Source organism: Cellulomonas taurus (genome assembly GCF_012931845.1).
In the GTDB taxonomy this organism is placed as follows: Bacteria; Actinomycetota; Actinomycetes; order Actinomycetales; family Cellulomonadaceae; genus Cellulomonas; species Cellulomonas taurus.
In genome coordinates this window covers 1653004-1671457 of the sequence record NZ_CP051884.1, presented here as the reverse complement: position 1 = coordinate 1671457, position 18454 = coordinate 1653004, and the positions used below count along the sequence as shown (strand labels likewise).

The 18454-nt window shown below is 73.3% G+C and carries 15 protein-coding genes; 5 read left to right on the top strand and 10 right to left on the bottom strand.

The window, feature by feature from the left end:
* The first annotated feature begins 44 nt into the window (after positions 1–44).
* From HGK68_RS07745 to HGK68_RS07730, 4 genes are all read left to right on the top strand, one after another.
* Positions 45–785, top strand: a complete 741-nt coding sequence (locus HGK68_RS07745; protein ID WP_169165442.1) for an alpha/beta fold hydrolase — start codon at positions 45–47, stop codon at positions 783–785.
* Complete coding sequence (locus tag HGK68_RS07740) at positions 782–3577, top strand: Ig-like domain-containing protein (protein WP_169165441.1); 2796 nt, start codon at positions 782–784, stop codon at positions 3575–3577. The genes HGK68_RS07745 and HGK68_RS07740 overlap by 4 nt, the downstream gene beginning before the upstream one ends.
* A gap of 79 nt (positions 3578–3656) precedes the next feature.
* On the top strand, positions 3657–4745 hold the full coding sequence (locus tag HGK68_RS07735; protein ID WP_169167008.1) for a carboxylate-amine ligase: 1089 nt from the start codon (positions 3657–3659) through the stop codon (positions 4743–4745).
* A gap of 134 nt (positions 4746–4879) precedes the next feature.
* The gene (locus HGK68_RS07730; RefSeq protein WP_168629044.1) at positions 4880–5224 is read left to right on the top strand and encodes an RNA polymerase-binding protein RbpA; all 345 of its coding nucleotides are present in this window, start codon (positions 4880–4882) and stop codon (positions 5222–5224) included.
* 83 nt (positions 5225–5307) lie between these two features.
* Here HGK68_RS07730 and HGK68_RS07725 read toward each other — a convergent pair whose 3' ends face one another.
* The 10 genes from HGK68_RS07725 to HGK68_RS07680 all read right to left on the bottom strand — a co-directional run bounded on the left by HGK68_RS07725 (position 5308) and on the right by HGK68_RS07680 (position 17218).
* A complete protein-coding gene (locus HGK68_RS07725; RefSeq protein ID WP_169165440.1) occupies positions 5308–6066 on the bottom strand; it encodes a polyprenol monophosphomannose synthase in 759 nt (252 codons plus the stop codon).
* Positions 6067–6161: 95 nt separating this feature from the next.
* Complete coding sequence (lnt, locus tag HGK68_RS07720) at positions 6162–7730, bottom strand: apolipoprotein N-acyltransferase (RefSeq protein ID WP_169165439.1); 1569 nt, start codon at positions 7728–7730, stop codon at positions 6162–6164.
* Positions 7731–8150: 420 nt separating this feature from the next.
* A complete protein-coding gene (locus HGK68_RS07715) occupies positions 8151–9836 on the bottom strand; it encodes an amidohydrolase (RefSeq protein WP_169165438.1) in 1686 nt (561 codons plus the stop codon).
* Positions 9837–9847: 11 nt separating this feature from the next.
* A complete protein-coding gene (locus HGK68_RS07710; RefSeq protein WP_169165437.1) occupies positions 9848–12670 on the bottom strand; it encodes a DEAD/DEAH box helicase in 2823 nt (940 codons plus the stop codon).
* Between the two features lie 32 nt (positions 12671–12702).
* A complete protein-coding gene (locus HGK68_RS07705) occupies positions 12703–13617 on the bottom strand; it encodes a diacylglycerol/lipid kinase family protein (protein WP_169165436.1) in 915 nt (304 codons plus the stop codon).
* Positions 13614–14375, bottom strand: coding sequence for a twin-arginine translocase subunit TatC (gene tatC / locus HGK68_RS07700; protein ID WP_169167007.1), 762 nt, complete (start codon positions 14373–14375; stop codon positions 13614–13616). The genes HGK68_RS07705 and tatC overlap by 4 nt, the downstream gene beginning before the upstream one ends.
* A gap of 45 nt (positions 14376–14420) precedes the next feature.
* Positions 14421–14813 (bottom strand): Sec-independent protein translocase subunit TatA, encoded by a 393-nt coding sequence (gene tatA, locus HGK68_RS07695; RefSeq protein ID WP_169165435.1) that lies wholly within the window; start codon positions 14811–14813, stop codon positions 14421–14423.
* Between the two features lie 80 nt (positions 14814–14893).
* Entirely contained in the window at positions 14894–15229 is a 336-nt protein-coding gene (locus tag HGK68_RS07690) for a hypothetical protein (RefSeq protein ID WP_169165434.1), read from the bottom strand.
* Positions 15226–16224: a helix-turn-helix transcriptional regulator gene (locus HGK68_RS07685; RefSeq protein ID WP_169165433.1), complete on the bottom strand. Its 999-nt coding sequence runs from the start codon at positions 16222–16224 to the stop codon at positions 15226–15228. The genes HGK68_RS07690 and HGK68_RS07685 overlap by 4 nt, the downstream gene beginning before the upstream one ends.
* On the bottom strand, positions 16217–17218 hold the full coding sequence (locus tag HGK68_RS07680) for a helix-turn-helix transcriptional regulator (RefSeq protein WP_169165432.1): 1002 nt from the start codon (positions 17216–17218) through the stop codon (positions 16217–16219). The genes HGK68_RS07685 and HGK68_RS07680 overlap by 8 nt, the downstream gene beginning before the upstream one ends.
* Before the next feature lie 35 nt (positions 17219–17253).
* Between HGK68_RS07680 and HGK68_RS07675 the strand changes: the two genes are divergently transcribed.
* The gene (locus tag HGK68_RS07675) at positions 17254–18396 is read left to right on the top strand and encodes a DUF3866 family protein (RefSeq protein WP_169165431.1); all 1143 of its coding nucleotides are present in this window, start codon (positions 17254–17256) and stop codon (positions 18394–18396) included.
* The last annotated feature ends 58 nt before the right edge of the window (positions 18397–18454 follow it).

Sequence of the window (18454 nt, the reverse complement as noted above, 5' to 3'; positions counted from 1 at the left end):
ACGTACGGCGGCAGATGTCCGACCGTAGGCCTACTGTGACGCGCATGACACCCGCACCGATCGTCCTGGTCCCCGGCTTCTGGCTCGGCGCGTGGGCATGGGACGAGGTCGCCGACCTGCTGCGCACCGCCGGGCACGCGGTCACCGCCGTCACGCTGCCCGGCCTGGAGCCGGATCACCCGGACCGCGGGTCGGTCACCCTGGACGAGCACGTCCGCGCCGTCGTCGCCGCGATCGAGGCAGCGGGTGAACCGGTGGTCCTGGCGGTGCACTCGGGGGCCGGGGTGCCCGGTTACGCCGCCACCGACCGCCGACCGGAGCTGGTCGCGCATGCGGTGTACGTCGACTCCGGCCCGGCGACCGGGGCACTGAACCCGGACTTCACCGCCGCCGAGATGCCGCTGCCGAGCTGGGCGGAGCTGGAGGAGGACGGGAACAGCCTGGAGGGGCTCACCCCGGAGCACTTGGCCAGGTTCCGTGACCGGGCGGTGCCCGAACCCGGTGGGCCGGTGCGGCAGGCGCCGGAGCTGACCGACGACCGCCGCCTGAACGTGCCGACCACCGTGCTGTGCACCTCGCTGACCAGTGAGCAGATCCGCGCCGCGATCAGTGAGGGCTGGGCCTGGATCGGCGGGCTCGCCGAGCTGCACGACGTCCGGTACGAGGACCTGCCGACCGGGCACTGGCCGATGTGGTCCCGCCCCGCCGACGTCGCGGACCTGCTCGGCCGGATCGCAGGGAACACAGGGAACACAGGGAACACAGGGAACGCGGTAACGCAGTGAGCCGGGGATCGGCGGCCCGGCACGGCAGCCTGCCGCGGTACCGGGCCTGGGCCGCCGCCGCGGTGGTCGGTCTGGGCGCCGCCCTGGTCGTGCCGGCGGCCGGGACCGCCCAGGGCGCCCCGGTGGACGACTGCGCGACCCCGGATCGGACCGTCACGGCGGCGGCCACCGGCAACTCCCCGATCAGCGTCGCCCCCGGTGAGGTGGTCGCCCTGACCGGAGGCACCTTCCCGGGCGGCATCGACCAGCTGCCGGCCGGTGGCACGCTCTGCGTGACCGCCGGGACCACGCTGGCGCCGAGTTACCTGAACAACGGCCAGGGCGCCCTGGTCGTCGAGCCCGGCGGCACGCTCACTGCCCCGAACCTCGCCGTCGCTGCCGGGTTCGCCCTCGACAACGCCGGGACGGCGACCCTCGCCGGTCTCGCGATCAACGGCAGCGCGACCGTGCGGAACCGGGCGGGCGCCACCCTCACCATCGAGAGCGCATTCAGCCCCGCCACCGGTGACCTGACCAACGACGGCACGATGGTGGTGCAGGGCACCGCGAACCTGAACGGTCAGGTGGCGTTCAGCAACAGCGGTGAGCTCACCGTCCGCGGCGCCCTGACCGCCGACGGCCGACTCGACAACTCCGGGCTGGTCCGGATCGACCAGGGTCTGACCATCAACGGCTCCGGCACGCTGATCAACTCCTGCGGGATCCAAGCCGGTGGTGATCTGATGAACACCGCCAGCGGATCGAGCAACGGCGGACTGCTGCTGATCGGCGGCACCTTCACCAACAACGGCGGCTGGTCGCAGTCCGAGACCGGCACGCTGTCGGCGGCGGCGCTGGTGGACGACCAGCAGGTGACCGGTTATGGCAGCTACCGCTTCACCGGGACGACCTCGGTGCAGGGCAGCTTCGTCGGCGACTCGGCGCAGGACCCGATCGTGGTGGACACCGGTCAGGACCCGCCGTTCGGCACGCAGAGCGGGCAGATCGCGAATGTGGTCGCGGGCACCGTCACCCCCGGCAGCATCGACGACCACCCGGCACCGGGCTGCGCGGCGGATGTCGACCGGGACAGCGCCGACGTCCGCGTGACCAAGGCGGGCCCCGGAGTCGCCCAGAGCGGTGCGCCGGTCACCTACACCCTCACCGTGCACAACGAGGGCCCGGACCCCGCGACGGGGGTCGTGCTCAGCGATGTCCTGCCCACGCAGCTGACCGACCCGGTGCCCTCGGACGGCGGCACGGTCGCCGACGGTGTGGCCACCTGGACGATCGGCGATCTGGCGGTCGGTGTCACCGCCACCCGGACGCTCTCCGGCGTCGCTCCCCCGGCACCGGCGATCCTGGTCGACACCGCCCGCTTGACGGCCACCACTCCGGACCCGGCACCGGCGAATAACGACGGCAGCACCTGGGCCCAATCGGTCACGACCGAGGTCCAGGACGGGCCGGTGACACCCTCCGGGCCGCCCAGCGCGGTGGATCTGGACCGGACGACCGAGGCCGGCGTCCCGGTGCTCGGTCGCGGCAGCGGTGCGTCCCCGGACGACCTGCGGCTGACCTTCGAACGACTGACGGACGGCGCCCACGGCACCGCGCGGATGACCGGCGGCGGACTCTTCCTGTACGTCCCGACCGACGGTTTCACCGGCATCGACTCCTTCGACTACCGGGTGTGCGACAGCCAGGGCCTGTGCTCGGCCGCCGCCACGATCACGATCACGGTGACACCCCAGGCGTTGAACGACGAGGCCACCACGCGCCGCTCCCACGAGGTCGTCATCCCGGTGTCCGCGAACGACACCGACGACGCCCGGATCAGCCGCGTGGTGTCCGGGCCGGAGCACGGCGGGGTCGCCGCGATCGACCCGGAGGCGGGGACGCTCACCTACGACCCCGGCGGGTACCTCGGCGATGTCGAGCTGACGTACGAGACCTGCGCCGCCACGGCCCCGTCGGTGTGCGCTCAGGCGGTGGTGACCGTGCACGTGGTGCCGGACAACGACCCGCCGGTCACCGAGCTCACCGTGCTGGAGACCCAGGTCGGCCAGGCGGTGTCGGGGGCGCTGAACGTCAGCGACCCGAACGGCGACCAGGTGGCGGTTCAGCGGGTGTTCGACCCGGTGCGTGGCGACGAGACCACCGTGGGGCTGACCACCACCTACGTGCCACCGGCCGGCTTCGCCGGGGTCGACCTCTACGCCTACACCGTGTGCGACGACGGCTATCCCGGCCTGTGCAGCACCGGCCTGGTGCGGGTGCTGATCGATCCCATCGCCACCGACGACAGCGCCAGCACCGACATCGACACCCCGGTCACGATCGACGCGCTGGCCAATGACGTGGGCGAGGTGGACCCGCCCGGTCTCCTCACCGACCCGGCGCACGGCACTGTGGTGTGGAACGGCACCGCCTTCGTCTACACCCCGGCCGCCGGCTATGTCGGCACCGACGGTTTCGACTACCGGATCTGCGCCGCTGACGGGTCCGGGATCTGCGCCGACGCCACCGTCACCGTGACCGTCGTCGATCCCACCGCTCCGGTCGATCCGGGTGGACCCGTGGACCCGGGCGCACCCACCGACCCTGGCGGACCGACCGACCCTGTTAGCCCGGGTGCGCCCGGGACACCGAGCGCGGCGGGTGGTGACGGCGCCGCCGGGTCGAGCACTACCGGATCCGGCACGCGGCTCGCGGTCACCGGCACGGCGGTCGGTGCCCTGCTCGCCACCGCGATGGGCCTCGTCTCCCTCGGCACCACCCTCCGCCGCCGCACCCGGCACCGCGGGCGCTGATCGACGAGACGCGGATCACCTCCGCGCCGGTGCGCAGGACAACTCCCACCCGCCACCCCAGAATGCACGGGTGCGAACCATGGGTGTGGAAGAAGAGTTCCTGATCGTCGGCCCGGACGGTGCTCCGCGTGCGGTGGCCGCAGCGGTGCTGCAGCACGCCTCGGCCGAGCACGGGGACCAGGGTGCGACACCGGGCGGTGCGCTGGAGAAGGAGTTCGCCCAGGAACAGGTGGAGACCTCCACCCATCCGTGCACCGACCTGGACGACCTGCTGGCCGAGGTGCGCGCCGGACGGGCACGGGCGGACGCCTCGGCGCAGCACACCGGCAACCACATCGTGGCCCTGGCGACCTCACCGCACGCGGTGGATCCGACGGTCGTGGCCGACGCCCGGGCGCGACGGATCATGGACCTGTTCGCCCGGACGGCGCAGGACCAGCTGACCTCCGGCTGCCACGTGCACGTCTCCGTGGCCGACGACGAGGAGGGCGTGCGGATCGTCGACCACCTGCGGCGGTGGAATCCGGTGCTGCTCGCGATGTCCGCGAACAGCCCGTTCTGGCACGGCAACGACTCCGGCTACGAGTCGTTCCGCTCGCAGATCTGGGGCCGGTGGCCCACGGCCGGGCCGACGGCGCCGTTCGGGGACGCCGACACCTACCGCCGCACGGTCGCGGGGCTGGTCGAGTCCGGCACCATCCTGGACGACGGGATGATCTACTTCGACGCCCGGCTGTCGGCGCACTACCCCACCGTCGAGGTGCGGGTCGCGGACGTGTGCCTGGACCCGGAGGACGCCGTGCTGATCGGTGCCCTGGTCCGGGGGCTGGCCGACACCGCGATCGACGGCGACCACGAGCCGGACACCACCCGCGCGGAGCTGATCCGGGTCGCCGGCTGGCGGGCGGCCCGCACCGGACTGCGGGAGGACCTGCTGTCACCGGTCACCGGCACCCCGGCACCGGCCGCCGAGGTGGTCGACCAGTTGGTGTCGCACATCACGCCGGCGCTGCGGAAGAACGGTGACCTCGACCACGTTGAGGCCGGTGTCCAGCGTCTGTTCGAGCGTGGAAACGGCGCTCACCAGCAACGACAGTGGCGTTCGGCCGGTGCCGACGACCGCGAGGTGGTCCGCCGTGCGGTGAACGCCACGCTCTCGCTCGGCTGATTCCGGGCAGGATGTCCCCGCTCAGCGGGCGTTCACCGGACCTTCACGGCACAGTGGAACACACGCGGCCGTTCGCTCGTTGAACACATTTGAGTATCACCCAGCTCTGCACGTCAAGGCACGGAGGTCCCACCATGTCGAACCGGTCCCTGCGCGGTATGCGCATCGGTTCCCACAGCATGGAGTCGGATGAGGGCGTCGACTTCGCCCCGCGGCTCCAGGCGTACTACGACTGCCCGAACGGGCACACGATCATCCTGCCGTTCTCGGTCGAGGCCGATGTCCCGGTGGTCTGGGAGTGCCGGTGCGGTGCCGAGGCACTGCTGCGCGACGCGTCCAAGCCCGAGCCGAAGGCGACCAAGCCGCCGCGCACGCACTGGGACATGCTCCTGGAGCGTCGCACCATCAAGGAGCTCGAGGACCTGCTGGACGAGCGGCTCGACCTGCTCCGCGCCGGCAAGCTGCGTCGGAGCGCCTGACCTCCCGCACCAGCCCTTGACGACGAAGCGGGCCGCCCCCACCACGGGGCGGCCCGCTTCGTCGTGCGGGCGGCGGGGCCGGGTCAGCGGCGCGGAGCCCGGCCGGACCCGATGAGCCGCCGCAGCTGGTTCCACCGTTCCTGGGCGCCCCAGACCGTCACCCGGACCAGGGCCTCGACCACGATGTTCCGGCTCATCTTGGATCGGCCCTCGGCGCGCTCCACGAAGGTGATCGGCACCTCGGCCACCGTGCCGCCGGCCTTGATCACCCGCCAGGCCATGTCGATCTGGAAGCAATAGCCGTGCGAGGCCACCTCGGCCAGGGCCAGGCGCCGCAGCACGTCCTGGCGGTACACCCGGAACCCCGCGGTGGCGTCCCGCACCGGCAGGCCCATCGCGAGCCAGGCATAGACGTTCGCACCCCGGGACAGGATCTGCCGGTGCACGGGCCAGTTGACCACCCGTCCGCCGCGCACCCAGCGCGAGCCGATCACCAGCGCCGGGGCGTCCTCGGCGTCCAGCCGGGTCAGCAGCCGGGGCAGGTCCTCCGCCCGGTGCGAGCCGTCCGCGTCCATCTCCACCACTGCCGGGTAGCCGCGGTCCAGCGCCCAGCGGAACCCGGCCACGTAGGCGGTGCCGAGTCCCTGCTTGCCGGTCCGGTGCAGCACCTGGATCCGGCGACGACCCAGCTCGGCCTCCTCCTGGGCGGCGATCCGCTCGGCGAGCTCGCCTGTCCCGTCCGGCGACCCGTCGTCCACCACCAGGACGTCCACCTCGGGGGCGTGCCGTCGCAGCGCGTCCAGGGTGCGCGGCAGGCTGTCCCGCTCGTCGTACGTGGGCATCACCACCAGCGGCCGGGCAGCGCCCTCAGCGGGCCCAGTGCCGCCGGTGCCCTCAGTGTCTTCAGTGCCCCCGCTACCTTCAGCGCGCACAGCGCTCACAGTGCTCCCTCCGCTCGATCGCCGCGACGCACCCGACGGGCACCGGCCATCCCCGCACCGACCATGACCACCCCCAGGCCGCCCAGGATCCAGGCCGGCCACTGACCCATCCGGGTGGCCGGGGTGAGGGACTGGCGCAGCGGGAGACTGGCGATCAGCTGGTCGGCGGTGAACAGGTCCGAGGAGCGGGAGACCGCGCCGTTCGGTGCGATCACCGCACTCACTCCGACGGTCGACACCTGGACGGTGGCCCGACCGTGCTCCACCGCGCGGAACCGGGACATCGCCAGTTGCTGCGTGGACTCGGCGGACCAGCCGAAGGAGGCGTTGTTGGTCTGCACCACCAGGAACTCGGCCCCCTCGGTCACCGACTCCCGCACCAGCGCGTCGTAGGCCACCTCGAAGCAGATCACGTCGCCGATGGTCACCGTCCGGCCCAACCGGGTCGACTCCATCGGCAGCACGCCGGGCTCGGTGCCGGGGATCATGTCCCGGGTCACCAGGTCGACGGCGGAGGAGAACGGCCGGACCAGCTCACGGATCGGGATGTACTCGGCGAAGGGTGCCGGGTGCTGCTTGGAGTAGCGGGCCACCGGTCCGACCCCCGGCTGCCAGAGCAGCGCGGTGTTGTACCGGCCGTCACTGTCGGCCGGGTACTCCACGGTGCCGACCAGGATGGGTGCACCCACCGCCTGCGCCGCCGCGTCGATGTCCGCCCACACCTGGGGATCGGCCTGCGGGTCGATGTCGGTGCCGTTCTCCGGCCACAGCACCAGGTCCACTCCCCCGGCGCCCACCTGGTCGGCGACGGCGGTGGTGCCGTTCAGATGGTTGTCCAGCACCTCGCGCCGGTTGTCGAAGGCGTCCAGGCCGGGCTTCGACACATTGCCCTGGATCGCGGCCACCCGCAGCGTGCTGTCCTCGGCCTGGGTCGGCATCGGGACCAGCAGGCCGACCAGCACGACCGCCACCGCGGCACCGACCCGGGTCAGCACGCCGACCAGCGAGAACCGCTTGGCGGCGGACCAGGTCAGCGCGAGCAGCGCACCCGCCCCGGCGACCAGCAACGAGACCAACGGCGCACCGCCGATCCGGGCCAGCGCGATCAGCGGCGCGTCACTCTGGGAGAACGCGAGCCGCCCCCAGGGGAATCCGCCGAACGGCACCGCCGAGCGCAGTTCCTCGATCCCGACCCAGAGCACCGCGAAGACGATCACCTGCAACCAGGCATTGCGCCACACCGCCTCGCCGCGCCGCGCCCAGGACCACGCGGCGCCGAACAGCGCGACGAACCCGGCCTCGGCGACGGACAGCGCCACCCAGGGCACCGGACCGACGGCGTCGTCGGCCCAGGTGATCAGCGGCAGGAAGAACGCGATGCCCCAGATCAGCCCGAGCAGGGCGTTCCACCGGGCACTGTCGCGGCGCATCGCCCAGAACAGCAGGCCGACGCCCGGGGCGGCGGCGAACCACCAGCCCAGATCCGGGAAGGCGGTCCAGGTCAGGACGCCGCCCAGCAGTGCCAGGATCGCGCTCCACCAGCGGGAGGGATCACGTGGCTGCACGCCGCGATGCTACGGCACCCGGCTGGGCGGAAGCTGACCGACCGGCCCGCGTGTCCTTCGTACCGCGCGGCTCCGCGAGGAGCTGCACGTTTTCTACTGAACACGCGGGCCCGGTCGGGGCCTCAGGGGTGATCGGGGGGTGTCTCCGCGGAGAGTTCCCGCGCCACGACCACTGCCGAGACGCTACTCGGTGCACAGGTGGTGTCAAGGTGGGCATCGACCCAGCTCACCGGCTTCTCACCCGGTCACTTGGGTAGGAAATGTCCCGATTGACGCCACGTCGCGGCGTGTCCGTCGGCGTGTCGGAATGACCGGGTGGCGACGATCGGGTGAACGCGGCCGGAAGAATTCACACGCCTGTCATCCTCACCCGCCCCGCCGACCTCAGGTGTCCCACCAGCAACCAGCGCCACGCCGTCCTCAGTCCATCCGGTCGTGCAGCACCACACCGGAGCGCACCGTGCGCAGGCACTCCGGATCGGGCACGTCACCGATCAGCTCGGGCAGAGCCGGATCCGGCGCCGGGCGACCCGGACGGCGCCAGCTCGACCGTTCGACATCCCGGTGCGCCCAGGCCGACGGGTCCACCGACCAGATCGCCAGGTGCGCGGGTGCGCCGACCCGGAGCTGGCCGGCCAGGGGGTCGACCGACTCGGCCGGGACCTGCGGGCCGTGCGGACGTCGAGCGCCGCCGCGGCCGGCCGCCCAGCCACCCCGGGTGTGCGCGTCCACCGCGGCCCGGGTGGACAGACGCTGCTCGGCGGTGTGGTGCCCGACCGCCGCCCGCACCCCCGCCCACGGGTCGATCGCGGTGACCGGGCTGTCCGACCCGAAGGCCAGCGGCACCCCGGAGTCGCGCAGATCGGCCAGCGGGATCATCGCCGCCGCCCGTCCCGCACCCAGTCGCGTCGCGTACATGCCGTCCGGACCGCCCCAGGCGGCGTCGAAGGCCGGTTGCACGGAGGCGATCAACCCGAACAGCACGGTCGCCGCCAGCGCCGGGGCGTCCAGCAGCTCGGCGTGCTCGATCCGGTGCCCGGCCGCCCGCACCGCGTCCAGCCCCTCGACGTCGGTCGCGGCGCGGACGCCCAGCAGCACCTCGGCCACCGCGCGGTCGCCGATCGCGTGCACGGCGGCCTGCGCCCCGGCCCGGGTGACGGCGGCGATGTGATTGCTCAACTGTTCGGCGGTCAGCTCCAGCTCGCCGGTCGGGAACGGCCAGCCCGCCGGGGCGTCCAGATACGGCCGGTGCACCGCCGCCGTCCACGACCCGACCGACCCGTCGACGCACAGGTCCCCGCCGATCCCGGTCAGACCGGGGATGTCGGCCAGCAGCTCGCGGGCGTCGTCGGCGGTCTCACACCGTTCGCCCCGGTAGCCGAGCACCAGCGGCACCCCCGGCTCGGCGCCGAGGGCGAGCAGGGCACGCAGTCCGGCGCGGGTGTCGGTGAACGGGGCCGAGTGCTCGTGCACCGCCACCACACCCCGGGCAGCCGCCGACGTCAGCGCGGAGCGGATCAGGCGCTCCCGACGCCCCGGGGCGATGTCGGCCAGCGCGTCCTGGGCGACGGTGAAGGCGACGCCGGTGATCAGCCCGTCGGCGCCCCAGCCCGGCAGCGACTCGAGCCCGAGCACCTGGGCGAAGGAGGTGGAGACCACGGCCGAGTGCAGATCGACCCGGCCCAGGTAGACCGGTGCGCCATGCGCCGCGGCGTCCAGCTCCGCCCGGGTCGGCGGCCGTCGTTCCGGCCAGCGCTGCTCGTCCCACCCGGTGCCGGACAGCGGCGCCCCCTCCGCCGCCAGTCGTCGGCCGTGCTCCCCGGTGGCGGCGACCCGCACCGTGTCCAGCAGCTCGCCCAGGGAGGACGCCGGGGTCAGGTCGAGGCCGTCGGCGGCCAGCGCGGTGGCGAGCACATGCGCGTGCGCGTCCACGAATCCGGCCGTGACCAGCGCCCCGTCCAGCTCCACCACGGTGTCGGCGGTGAGGCCGTCCGCGTGGTCGTCGTCGCCGACCCAGACGATCCGGTCGCCGTCGACCAGGAGTGCGGTGGCACCGGGTGTGGTGGGCGAGTCGACGACGCCGTGGCGGTACAGGGTGCTGCTCACGAGCGGTGAGCCTACGTCCCCGCGTCCGCGATCACGCCCCGCCGCACCGCCGGGATCGCCTTGCGCGCCACCTGCCGGAGCCGCTCATCCGGGGCCGCCTTGGCGACCTGGTCCAGGACGTCGACGACCTGCTTGCACCACCGGACGAAGTCGCCGGCCGCCAGGTCCGATCCGCGCAGCACCGCGTCCAGCCCGCGCCCGGCCGCCCAGCGGTGCACGGCGGTCACGATGCCGAGGTCGAGGGGCTGGGTCGAGGACAGTCGGTGGCCCTGTTCCAGGTCGTCCAACTCGGACCAGATCCTGATCGTGGCGTCCAGGGCCGTGCCGAGCTTGCCCTGCGGCCCGCCCGGCACGGCGGGGTCGCGGTCCCGGTCGTCCCGCCGTGCGGAGTAGACCACCGCCGAGACCACCGCCGCCAACCCCGGGACGTCCAGGTCGGCCCAGGCGCCACGCCGCAGGCACTCCGCCAGCAGCAGGTCGTTCTCGGCGTAGATCCGGCGCAGCCACTGCCCGTCGTCGGTGATGTCGAGGTCCTCGGCGCGCTCCAGGTAGCCGAGGCGGACCAGCACGTCGCAGATCCGGTCGAAGACCACCGCGATCGACCCGGTGCGGCCCTCGATCCGCTTCACCAGCGCCCGGTGCTCGGAGTCGGCGCGGAACCAGCGCTCGGCCCAGCGGGCGTGCTGCTCGCGCTCGGGGCAGCCGTGGCATGGATGCGCCCGCAGTTCGCGTCGCAGGGCCGCGATCCGCTGGTCCTCGTCCACCACCTGGGGTCCCCGGCGACCGCGCTTGCCCGGCGGCGGCGCCTGCACCCGCCCGGCGGCGATCTCGGCCCGCAGCTGGGACGCCAGGTCGCGCCGGTGCGACGCCGCCCTGGGCGCGAAGCCCTTCGGCACCCGCAGGTGGCCCACCGAGCGCAGTTCGCCGTGCAGATCCTGCGCGCTGAGCCGGATCAGCTCCCGCTCGGTGGTGACGATCAGCGGCCGGGCCCCCTCGAAGCCGCCCTGCCCGCCGGCCTCGACCACCACCGCGTGCAGCGGCCGTCGCCCGGTCGGCACCGCGACCACGTCGCCGACCCGCAGCTCCGCCAGGCTCTCGGAGGCGCTGCGTCGACGATCCGCCACCGCCGCCCGGTGCACGCCGCGTTCGAGGTCGGACAGCTCGCGCCGCAGCGCGGCGTACTCGGCGAAGTCGCCCAGGTGGCAGCTCATCGCCTCGGCGTAACCGCTCAGCGCCTCGGCGTGCTGCTGGGCCTGCCGGGCCAGCCCGACCACGCCCCGGTCGGCCTGGAACTGGGCGAACGAGGTCTCCAGCACCTCGCGCGCCCGCGTCCGACCGACCTGCGCGATCAGGTTCACCGCCATGTTGTAGGTCGGCTTGAAGGCGGACTTCAGCGGGTACAGCCGCTTGGACGCCAGCCCGGCCAGTGCCATCGGGTCCAGGCCGCCCCGGCCGATCACCACCGCGTGCCCCTCGGTGTCGATCCCCCGGCGGCCGGCGCGCCCGGTGAGCTGGGTGTACTCGCCCGGCGTCAGGTCCACGTGCCCGGAGCCGTCCCACTTGACCAGCTTCTCCAGGACCACCGACCGGGCGGGCATGTTGATCCCGAGCGCGAGCGTCTCGGTGGCGAAGACGACCTTCACCAGGCCCCGGACAAACGCCTCCTCGACGGTCTCCTTGAACGCCGGCAGCATCCCGGCGTGGTGTGCCGCCACGCCACGGGTCAGCGCGTCCACGAAGCCCCAGTAGCCGACCACGTCCAGGTCCTCGGACGCGATCGCCGCGCAGCGCTCCTCCGCGATCAGCCGGATCTCCTGCGCCTCGGCGGGGGAGGTCAGGCGTACACCCCCGGCGACGCACTGGGTCACCGCGGCGTCGCACCCGGCCCGGCTGAAGATGAAGTCGATCACCGGCAGGAACCCGGCCTCGTCCAGCACGTCGATCATCACCGGACGGGGCACCGGGCGCGGACCCATCGCCTCGCCACCGCGACGACCACCGCCCGGACCACGGAAGCCCCGGTCGCCGGGTCCACGACGCTTGTGCGGCGGCGGCCCGTCGGCACGGGAGGTGCGGCGCAGCTCGTGGCCGAGCTCGGGGTTGATCGGCGGGTTCTTGCCCGGTGCGGTCGGGTCGACGTGCCCGGCGTAGAGGTCGAGCAGCCGATCGCGGACCAGCACCTGCTGACCGAGCGGCACCGGCCGGTGCTCGGAGACCACCACCTCGGTGTCGCCGCGCACGGTGGTCAGCCAGTCGCCGAACTCCTCCGCGTTGGACACGGTCGCCGACAGGGACACCACCTGCACGTCCGGCGACAGGTGGATGATCACCTCCTCCCACACCGGGCCGCGGAAGCGATCGGCCAGGTAGTGGACCTCGTCCATCACCACATAGCCGAGGCCGTCCAGCGTGCGCGAGTCGGCGTAGAGCATGTTGCGCAGCACCTCGGTGGTCATCACCACCACCGGCGCCTCGCCGTTCACCGTGGTGTCACCGGTCAGCAGTCCCACCTGGTCCGCGCCGTGGCGGCGCACCAGGTCGTGGAACTTCTGGTTCGACAGCGCCTTGATCGGGGTGGTGTAGAAAGCCTTGCGGCCCTGACTGAGCGCCAGGTGCACCGCGAACTCGCCGACCACGGTCTTCCCGGCTCCGGTCGGCGCGGCGACCAGCACCCCGGAGCCGCGTTCGACCGCCTCGCAGGCCCGCTCCTGGAAGTCGTCGAGCGGGAAGTCCAGCAGGGTCCGGAAGGTGGCGAGTTCGCTGCGCTCGGCCGCCGCGCGACGACGGGCAGCGGCGTACCGCTCGGCCGGGGAGAGATCGGATTCGGCGTGCACCCGACCACCCTAAGCGCGTCCGCCCACACCGCTCAGGTCAGCGCGAGCACCGCCCCGGGCTCCACCACCGCCGCTAGCGGCAGCGGCCCGATCCGTTCGCCGTCGGCGTGCGCGTCCGGCGGGGCGGCTCCCAGCGCCGGCACCGCCTCGACCAGCAGCCGCCTGGTCCGGGACACGTGCACGTTCGGGTGCCGCAGGTGCCGCCCGGAGTACATCCCGGGGAAGATCCGCACCACCCCGGCGCGGCTGAACGGGCCGGCGATCACCACGTCCAGCAGGCCGTCGTCGATCAGGGCGTCGGGGGCGACCTTGACGCCGCCGCCGATCCACGGGCCGTTCGCCGCCACCACCACGGTCCCGGCCGATTCCCAGACCCCGTCGTCGGTGGTCACCCGGTAGCCGTACGGCCGGAATCCGCGCAGCTCGGCCGCCAACGCCCGCACGTACCGGGCGGGTCCGCGCGGCCAGGTCATGGCATTCGCCCGGGCGTTCACCGCCGCGTCGACCCCGCAGCTCAGCGCACCGAGGAACCACTCCCGCGCCGAGTGCGCCGGCGGGCCGACCCGCACCGCGTCGATCGCCCGCGGACCGTGGTCGAGCCCGTGCTCCAGGGCGGCGATCTGGTCCGCCAGACCCCGCAGCGGCAGCCCGAGCGCCCGGGCCACGTCGTTGCCGGTGCCCGCCGACACGATGCCCAGCGGGAGCGCGGTCTCCGCGACCACCTGCGCCCCAAGGTGGACCAGCCCGTCACCGCCGACCACGACCAGCGCGTCCAGCCCCGCCACCGCCGCCCGGCGGGCCTGGGCCGTGGCGCTGAGCAGATCACGCGCCGTCAGGTCCTCCACCCGGTGGCCCCGGGCGCGCAGCCCGTCCAGTGCCCGCGCCCCGGCCGCACTGCCTCGCCCCTTGCCCGCCACCGGGTTCACCACCACCCCGAGGTGGCTCACGCGGGTTCGGCTCCCTCGAGCGGCGGGTCGGCGGCCTGCCGCTTGGCGACCCGGCGGTCGTGCAGCACGCAGACACCCAGCGCGGCGAAGTACAGGCCGCAGATCGGCAGCGCCATCACGATCATGGTGATCGCGTCCGGGGTCGGGGTCATCACCGCCGCGAAGACGAAGGCGAGCAGCACCGCCCACCGCCACCCCTTGGCCCAGGTCTTCGCCGGGACCAGACCGACCAGGTTGATCGCCACCATGATCACCGGCAGCACGAAGGCCAGACCGAAGGCCAGCACGAACCGCATGACGAAGCTGAGGTAGGTCTGCGCGTCGATGAAGTTCGAGGCGCCCTCGGGCGTGAAGTCGGTCAGCACCCGCACGGCGGTCGGCATCACGTACGCGGCCAGCGCCGATCCGGCGAGGAACAGCGGGACCGCGACGGCCAGGAAGCCGAAGGCCGACCGGCGCTCACGGCTGGTCAGGCCCGGCGTGATGAACGCCCACAGCTGGAACAGCCACCATGGGCTGGAGACCAGTGCCCCGAGGAACAGCGACACCTTGAGCTGCATGTCGAAGGCGGTCGCCAGTCCGGCGAAGTTGACCGAGACGTTGCCGCCCCGGTCGGCCGCCGCGTCCAGCAACGGCTGTTGCAGCAGCTCGAACACCGGCTGATAGAGGAACCACCCGGCGACCCCGCCCAGGGCGAGGCCGATCGCGGCGAGGAAGAGTCGTTTGCGCAGTTCGAGCAGGTGCTCGCGCAGCGGCATCCGACCGTCGGGATTGACCCGACGTTGCTTGCGTGCCACCTGCGGTCAGGAAGCGGTGGTGCTGCCGCCCGACGGCGGGTAGGTGGTGCTCCCGGGCTGCTGCACCGGCTCGGCGGACTGCGACGAGGGCGACGAGGGCGACGAGGGCACAGTGGGCTGGGGCGACGGCACGGTGGGCTGCTGCGCGGGTGCCACCGGCTGCGCGGTCGGCACCGTGGGCTGCGGCGACGGCACCGTCGGCTGCTGCGCCTGTGCGACCGGCTGGTTCGGCTGGACGGCCGTCTGCTTGTCGTCGTCGGTGAGGTCCTTGACCTCGGACTTGAAGATCTTGAGGGACTGACCGACGCTCTTCGCCAGGTCCGGCAGCCGCTTGGCGCCGAACAGCAGGACGATGACGACGAGCAGCACGCCGATGTGCCAGGGCTTGAGCGCGTTCATCGAAGATGTTCCTGTCGCTTGAGGACGCTACTGAGGGCCGATCCTAACCGGACCTTCACCCGATCCGATACGTCCGGTTCTCACCGGCTGAGGTCGCGCCAGCGTTCCCGGGTCGCCGCGTCCCGGATCGCGCGGGCGGCCTTGCGCCCCTCGATCCGCTTCCGGTTGGCCGCCCACTGCGCCCGCGCGGACTCCCTGGTCGGCAGGGCCTGTGCGGCGGCCAGCGCTGCCCGTTCGGCCTCCCGCGCCTCCTCGGCGAGACGGCCGGTGGTCTCCGCCAGCTCGCCCAGCACGGTGGCGGCCCGGTCCAGTTCGACCAGCAGCGCCCGGCCCTTGCGCCACAGACTGCGGCCCAGGAAGAACGCGCCGACCAGCGTGCCGATCACCAGCACGGCCCACAGCAGCCACCAGATCACCGCGCGACCTCCGGGTCCTCGTCCAGCACGTCCATCGGACCGTAGGCGTCCAGCGCCGCCCGGGCCACCCCGGCCACCGCCGCGGCGACCTCCGGCGGCCTGACCGCGATCAGGTCGTCGGCGGCGCGCAGCACCAGCGCCTGGACGAAGGCGGGTTGCTCGACCACCAGGTCCACCTCGAAGCTGCCGTCCGGCAGGTTGCGGACCTCCTCCACCGGCACCGTCTCGGCCACCCAGCGGCCCTGAGACCGCAGGTGCAGGGTCACCAGCTCGCCCGCCGGGTCCGGTCGGAACTGGACAGTGGCTCCGCGGCCGGCGCCGGGGTGGTCGTCGGCAGCCTGGTCCAGGACGGTCGCGGCGACGATCCGGTCCAGACGGAACAGCCGCTCGCCCCCGGCCCGGTGGCACCACGCCTGCAGGTACGACCGCTCGTCCGAGGTGGTCAGCCGCAGCGGGTCGACCTCACGCTCGCCCGTCACGTCCGAGGCGTTCACGTACCGGATCCGCAGTCGACGGCCCCGGGTCAGCGCGTCCCGCACCGCCGCCACCACCTCCGGCCGACCGTCCACCGCCAGCCGGACGTCCACGGCCTGCGCCGCCTCGCCGGTGGCGTCCGTGAGCTTGGCCAGCGCCGAGCGCAGCACCGCCGCCTGCTCCGGTTCCAGGGTGGGAGCCAGGTCGGCGACCATCGCGGTCAGTGCCGCCACTAGGGTCACCGCCTCCCGCGTGCTCAGCCGCAGGGGTCGGGTCATCCCCCGCGACTCGGTCAACCGGAGAACGCCCCGGTCGTAGGAGTCGGCGTCGAAGTCAATCAGGTCCTCCGGGTAGTAACCCGGCGTGCCGCTCATCCAGAGAGTGTCGACATCGGCCATCACCTGCGCCGCCGACACCCCGAAGTGCTCGGCCACCCGGTCCACCGGCACACCCTGCTGCCGATCCAGGTAGCCGATCATCCCGATCAGCCGCAGCAGCCGCTCGCTCGCCCGCTCAGCCATCGACCGATCCCCCGTCCAGTGCCGCCGCCGTGCGCAGCAACCGGATCACCTCGGCCCGCAGCTCGGGTGGATCCAGCACCAGCACCGCGTCACCGTAGGTCACGATCTCCTCGGCCAGCTCCCAGGTCGACCGGTACTGGACCGCGAACAGGTCACGATCGACGGCGCGGGTCGGGTCGGCTTCCAGCGCGCGTCCGCGGGCACGCAGCACCTCGGCCCGCTCCGGACGCAGCGCCAGCACCGCCGTCCGCTGCTGGCCGACCTCCCAGGTACGCAGCGCGGACTCGACCTGCTCCGGCTCCGGCGGGTCGAAGGACCCCGGCGCACCGTCGGCACGCACGCGGCCCTCGATCCGGCTCAGACGGAACGAGCGCGGGGCGGCGCGGTCCACATCGCGGCCGACCAGGATCCAGCCGCCGCGCCGGGCGACCAGCCGCCACGGCTCGACCAGGCGCTCGCGCACCTCACCGGTGTTGGCGGCCCGGTAGGTGAACCGGACCCGCTGCCGGTCCTGCACCGCGTCCAGCAGCGGCCGGAACGCGTCGCCACCGGCCCGGACGGCGGGGGCCAGGCCGGAGATGAGCTCGGCGTCGCCCGCGTGCTCGCCGGCCTCACCGACCGCGCGCAGCTTGGTCAGCGCCCGGCTGGTCTCCGTGCGCACCGACCGGTCCTGCCAGAACTCCGCGGCCAGGGACAGCGCCGCCAGCTCGGCGGAGGTCAGCTCGATCGGCGGCAGCGCGTACGCGTCCTGGTCCACCCGGTACCCGATGTCGTCGCCGTGCCCGACGGCGGTCACGGTGGTCACCGGGATGCCCAGATCGCGCAGGGTGTCCTTGTCGCGCTCGAACATCCGCTCGAAGGCGTCGTCGCTGGCCGCGTCGGCATAGCCGGCCACGGTGCGACGGATCTGCTCCTTGGTCATCCGCCCCGGGGTGTGCACCAGGGCGATGACCAGGTTGAGCAGTCGTTCGGCAGGGGGAATCGTCTCGGGCATCGGGGACAACGTTAGTGGCCGGTAGCGTGGTGCGGGTGATGACGTGGCGTGCGGGTGAGGTCGAGTCGGTCGGCACCGAGTGGCCCGGTGCCCTCGAACTGCGGGTGCGGGTCGCCCTGGACGACGGGCCGGTGACGGTGAAGGCGCTCGCCTACCCGGAGATCGTCGGCCGGTTCGCGGTCGGGGACACGGTGCTGCTCAACGTCTCCGCCCTGATGCGCGGCCTCGGCACCGGTGGCTATGCCCTGGTGGTCGCGCCGGGTTCACCCGACCGACTCCCGGCCGACCCGCCCGCCGGGCCCGGTCACCTGGTCAAGGCCCGCTACACGCCGTTGCAGGCGATGGTGCTCGGCGTCGATGACCAGGAGTCGCCGCACCACGACGTCCTGCGGGACGCCGACGACCTGCACGGCACCCCGGTGGTGGTCGCCGACCTGCACTCGGCGGTGCCCGCGATCATCGCCGGTCTCCGGCACGGTGCGGCCCGCGCCGGACGGCCCGCCCCCACCGTCGCCTACGTGATGACCGACGGCGGCGCGCTGCCCGCGTGGTTCTCCCGCACTGTCGCGGGGCTGCGGGACGCCGGGTGGATCGCCTCGTGCCTCACCGCCGGTCAGGCGTTCGGCGGTGACCTGGAGGCGGTCACGGTGCACACGGCACTGCTGGCGGCCCGCGAGGTGGTCGGCGCGGACGTGATCGTGGTGGCGCAGGGTCCCGGCAACCTCGGCACCGGCACGCGCTGGGGCTTCTCCGGCGTCTCCGCCGGTGAGGCACTGAACGCGGCCAGTGTGCTGAACGGCCGACCGATCGCCTCGCTCCGGGTGTCCGGTGCCGACCCGCGCAACCGGCACCTCGGGGTGTCCCACCACTCGCTGACCGCCTACGGCCGGGTCGCCCTGGCACCGGCGGAGGTGGTGGTCCCGGTGTTCGACCCGGATCCGCTCGCGGAGGTCGGTCAGTCGCTGGACGGGTTGGGTCGACGGATCGCCACCCAGGTCCAGGCGCTCGGGGAGCGGCACCGGCTGGTCGAGGTGTCGGCCGGTGCCGACCTCTACACCGCCCTTGGATCCAGTCCGGTCCGGCTGTCCACCATGGGTCGCGGCCTGGACGCCGACCCCGCCGCCTTCCTCACCGCCGCCGCCGCCGGCGTCCACGCGGCCACCGCCCTCGCCCACTGACCCCGCTCACCCTCCCGCCCCGCCGCCCGGGTCAGGACCGCGCGCCCCGAAGTCGGCA

What these genes read in the sequence shown, in the direction of transcription:
- HGK68_RS07745 (WP_169165442.1), top strand. Translation starts at nt 45, where the DNA reads ATGACACCCGCACCGATCGTCCTGGTCCCCGGCTTCTGGCTCGGCGCG.
- HGK68_RS07735 (WP_169167008.1), top strand. Translation starts at nt 3,657, where the DNA reads ATGGGTGTGGAAGAAGAGTTCCTGATCGTCGGCCCGGACGGTGCTCCG.
- HGK68_RS07730 (WP_168629044.1), top strand. Translation starts at nt 4,880, where the DNA reads ATGTCGAACCGGTCCCTGCGCGGTATGCGCATCGGTTCCCACAGCATG.
- HGK68_RS07725 (WP_169165440.1), bottom strand. Translation starts at nt 6,066, where the DNA reads ATGCCCACGTACGACGAGCGGGACAGCCTGCCGCGCACCCTGGACGCG.
- tatC (WP_169167007.1), bottom strand. Translation starts at nt 14,375, where the DNA reads ATGCCGCTGCGCGAGCACCTGCTCGAACTGCGCAAACGACTCTTCCTC.
- tatA (WP_169165435.1), bottom strand. Translation starts at nt 14,813, where the DNA reads ATGAACGCGCTCAAGCCCTGGCACATCGGCGTGCTGCTCGTCGTCATC.
- HGK68_RS07685 (WP_169165433.1), bottom strand. Translation starts at nt 16,224, where the DNA reads ATGGCTGAGCGGGCGAGCGAGCGGCTGCTGCGGCTGATCGGGATGATC.
- HGK68_RS07680 (WP_169165432.1), bottom strand. Translation starts at nt 17,218, where the DNA reads ATGCCCGAGACGATTCCCCCTGCCGAACGACTGCTCAACCTGGTCATC.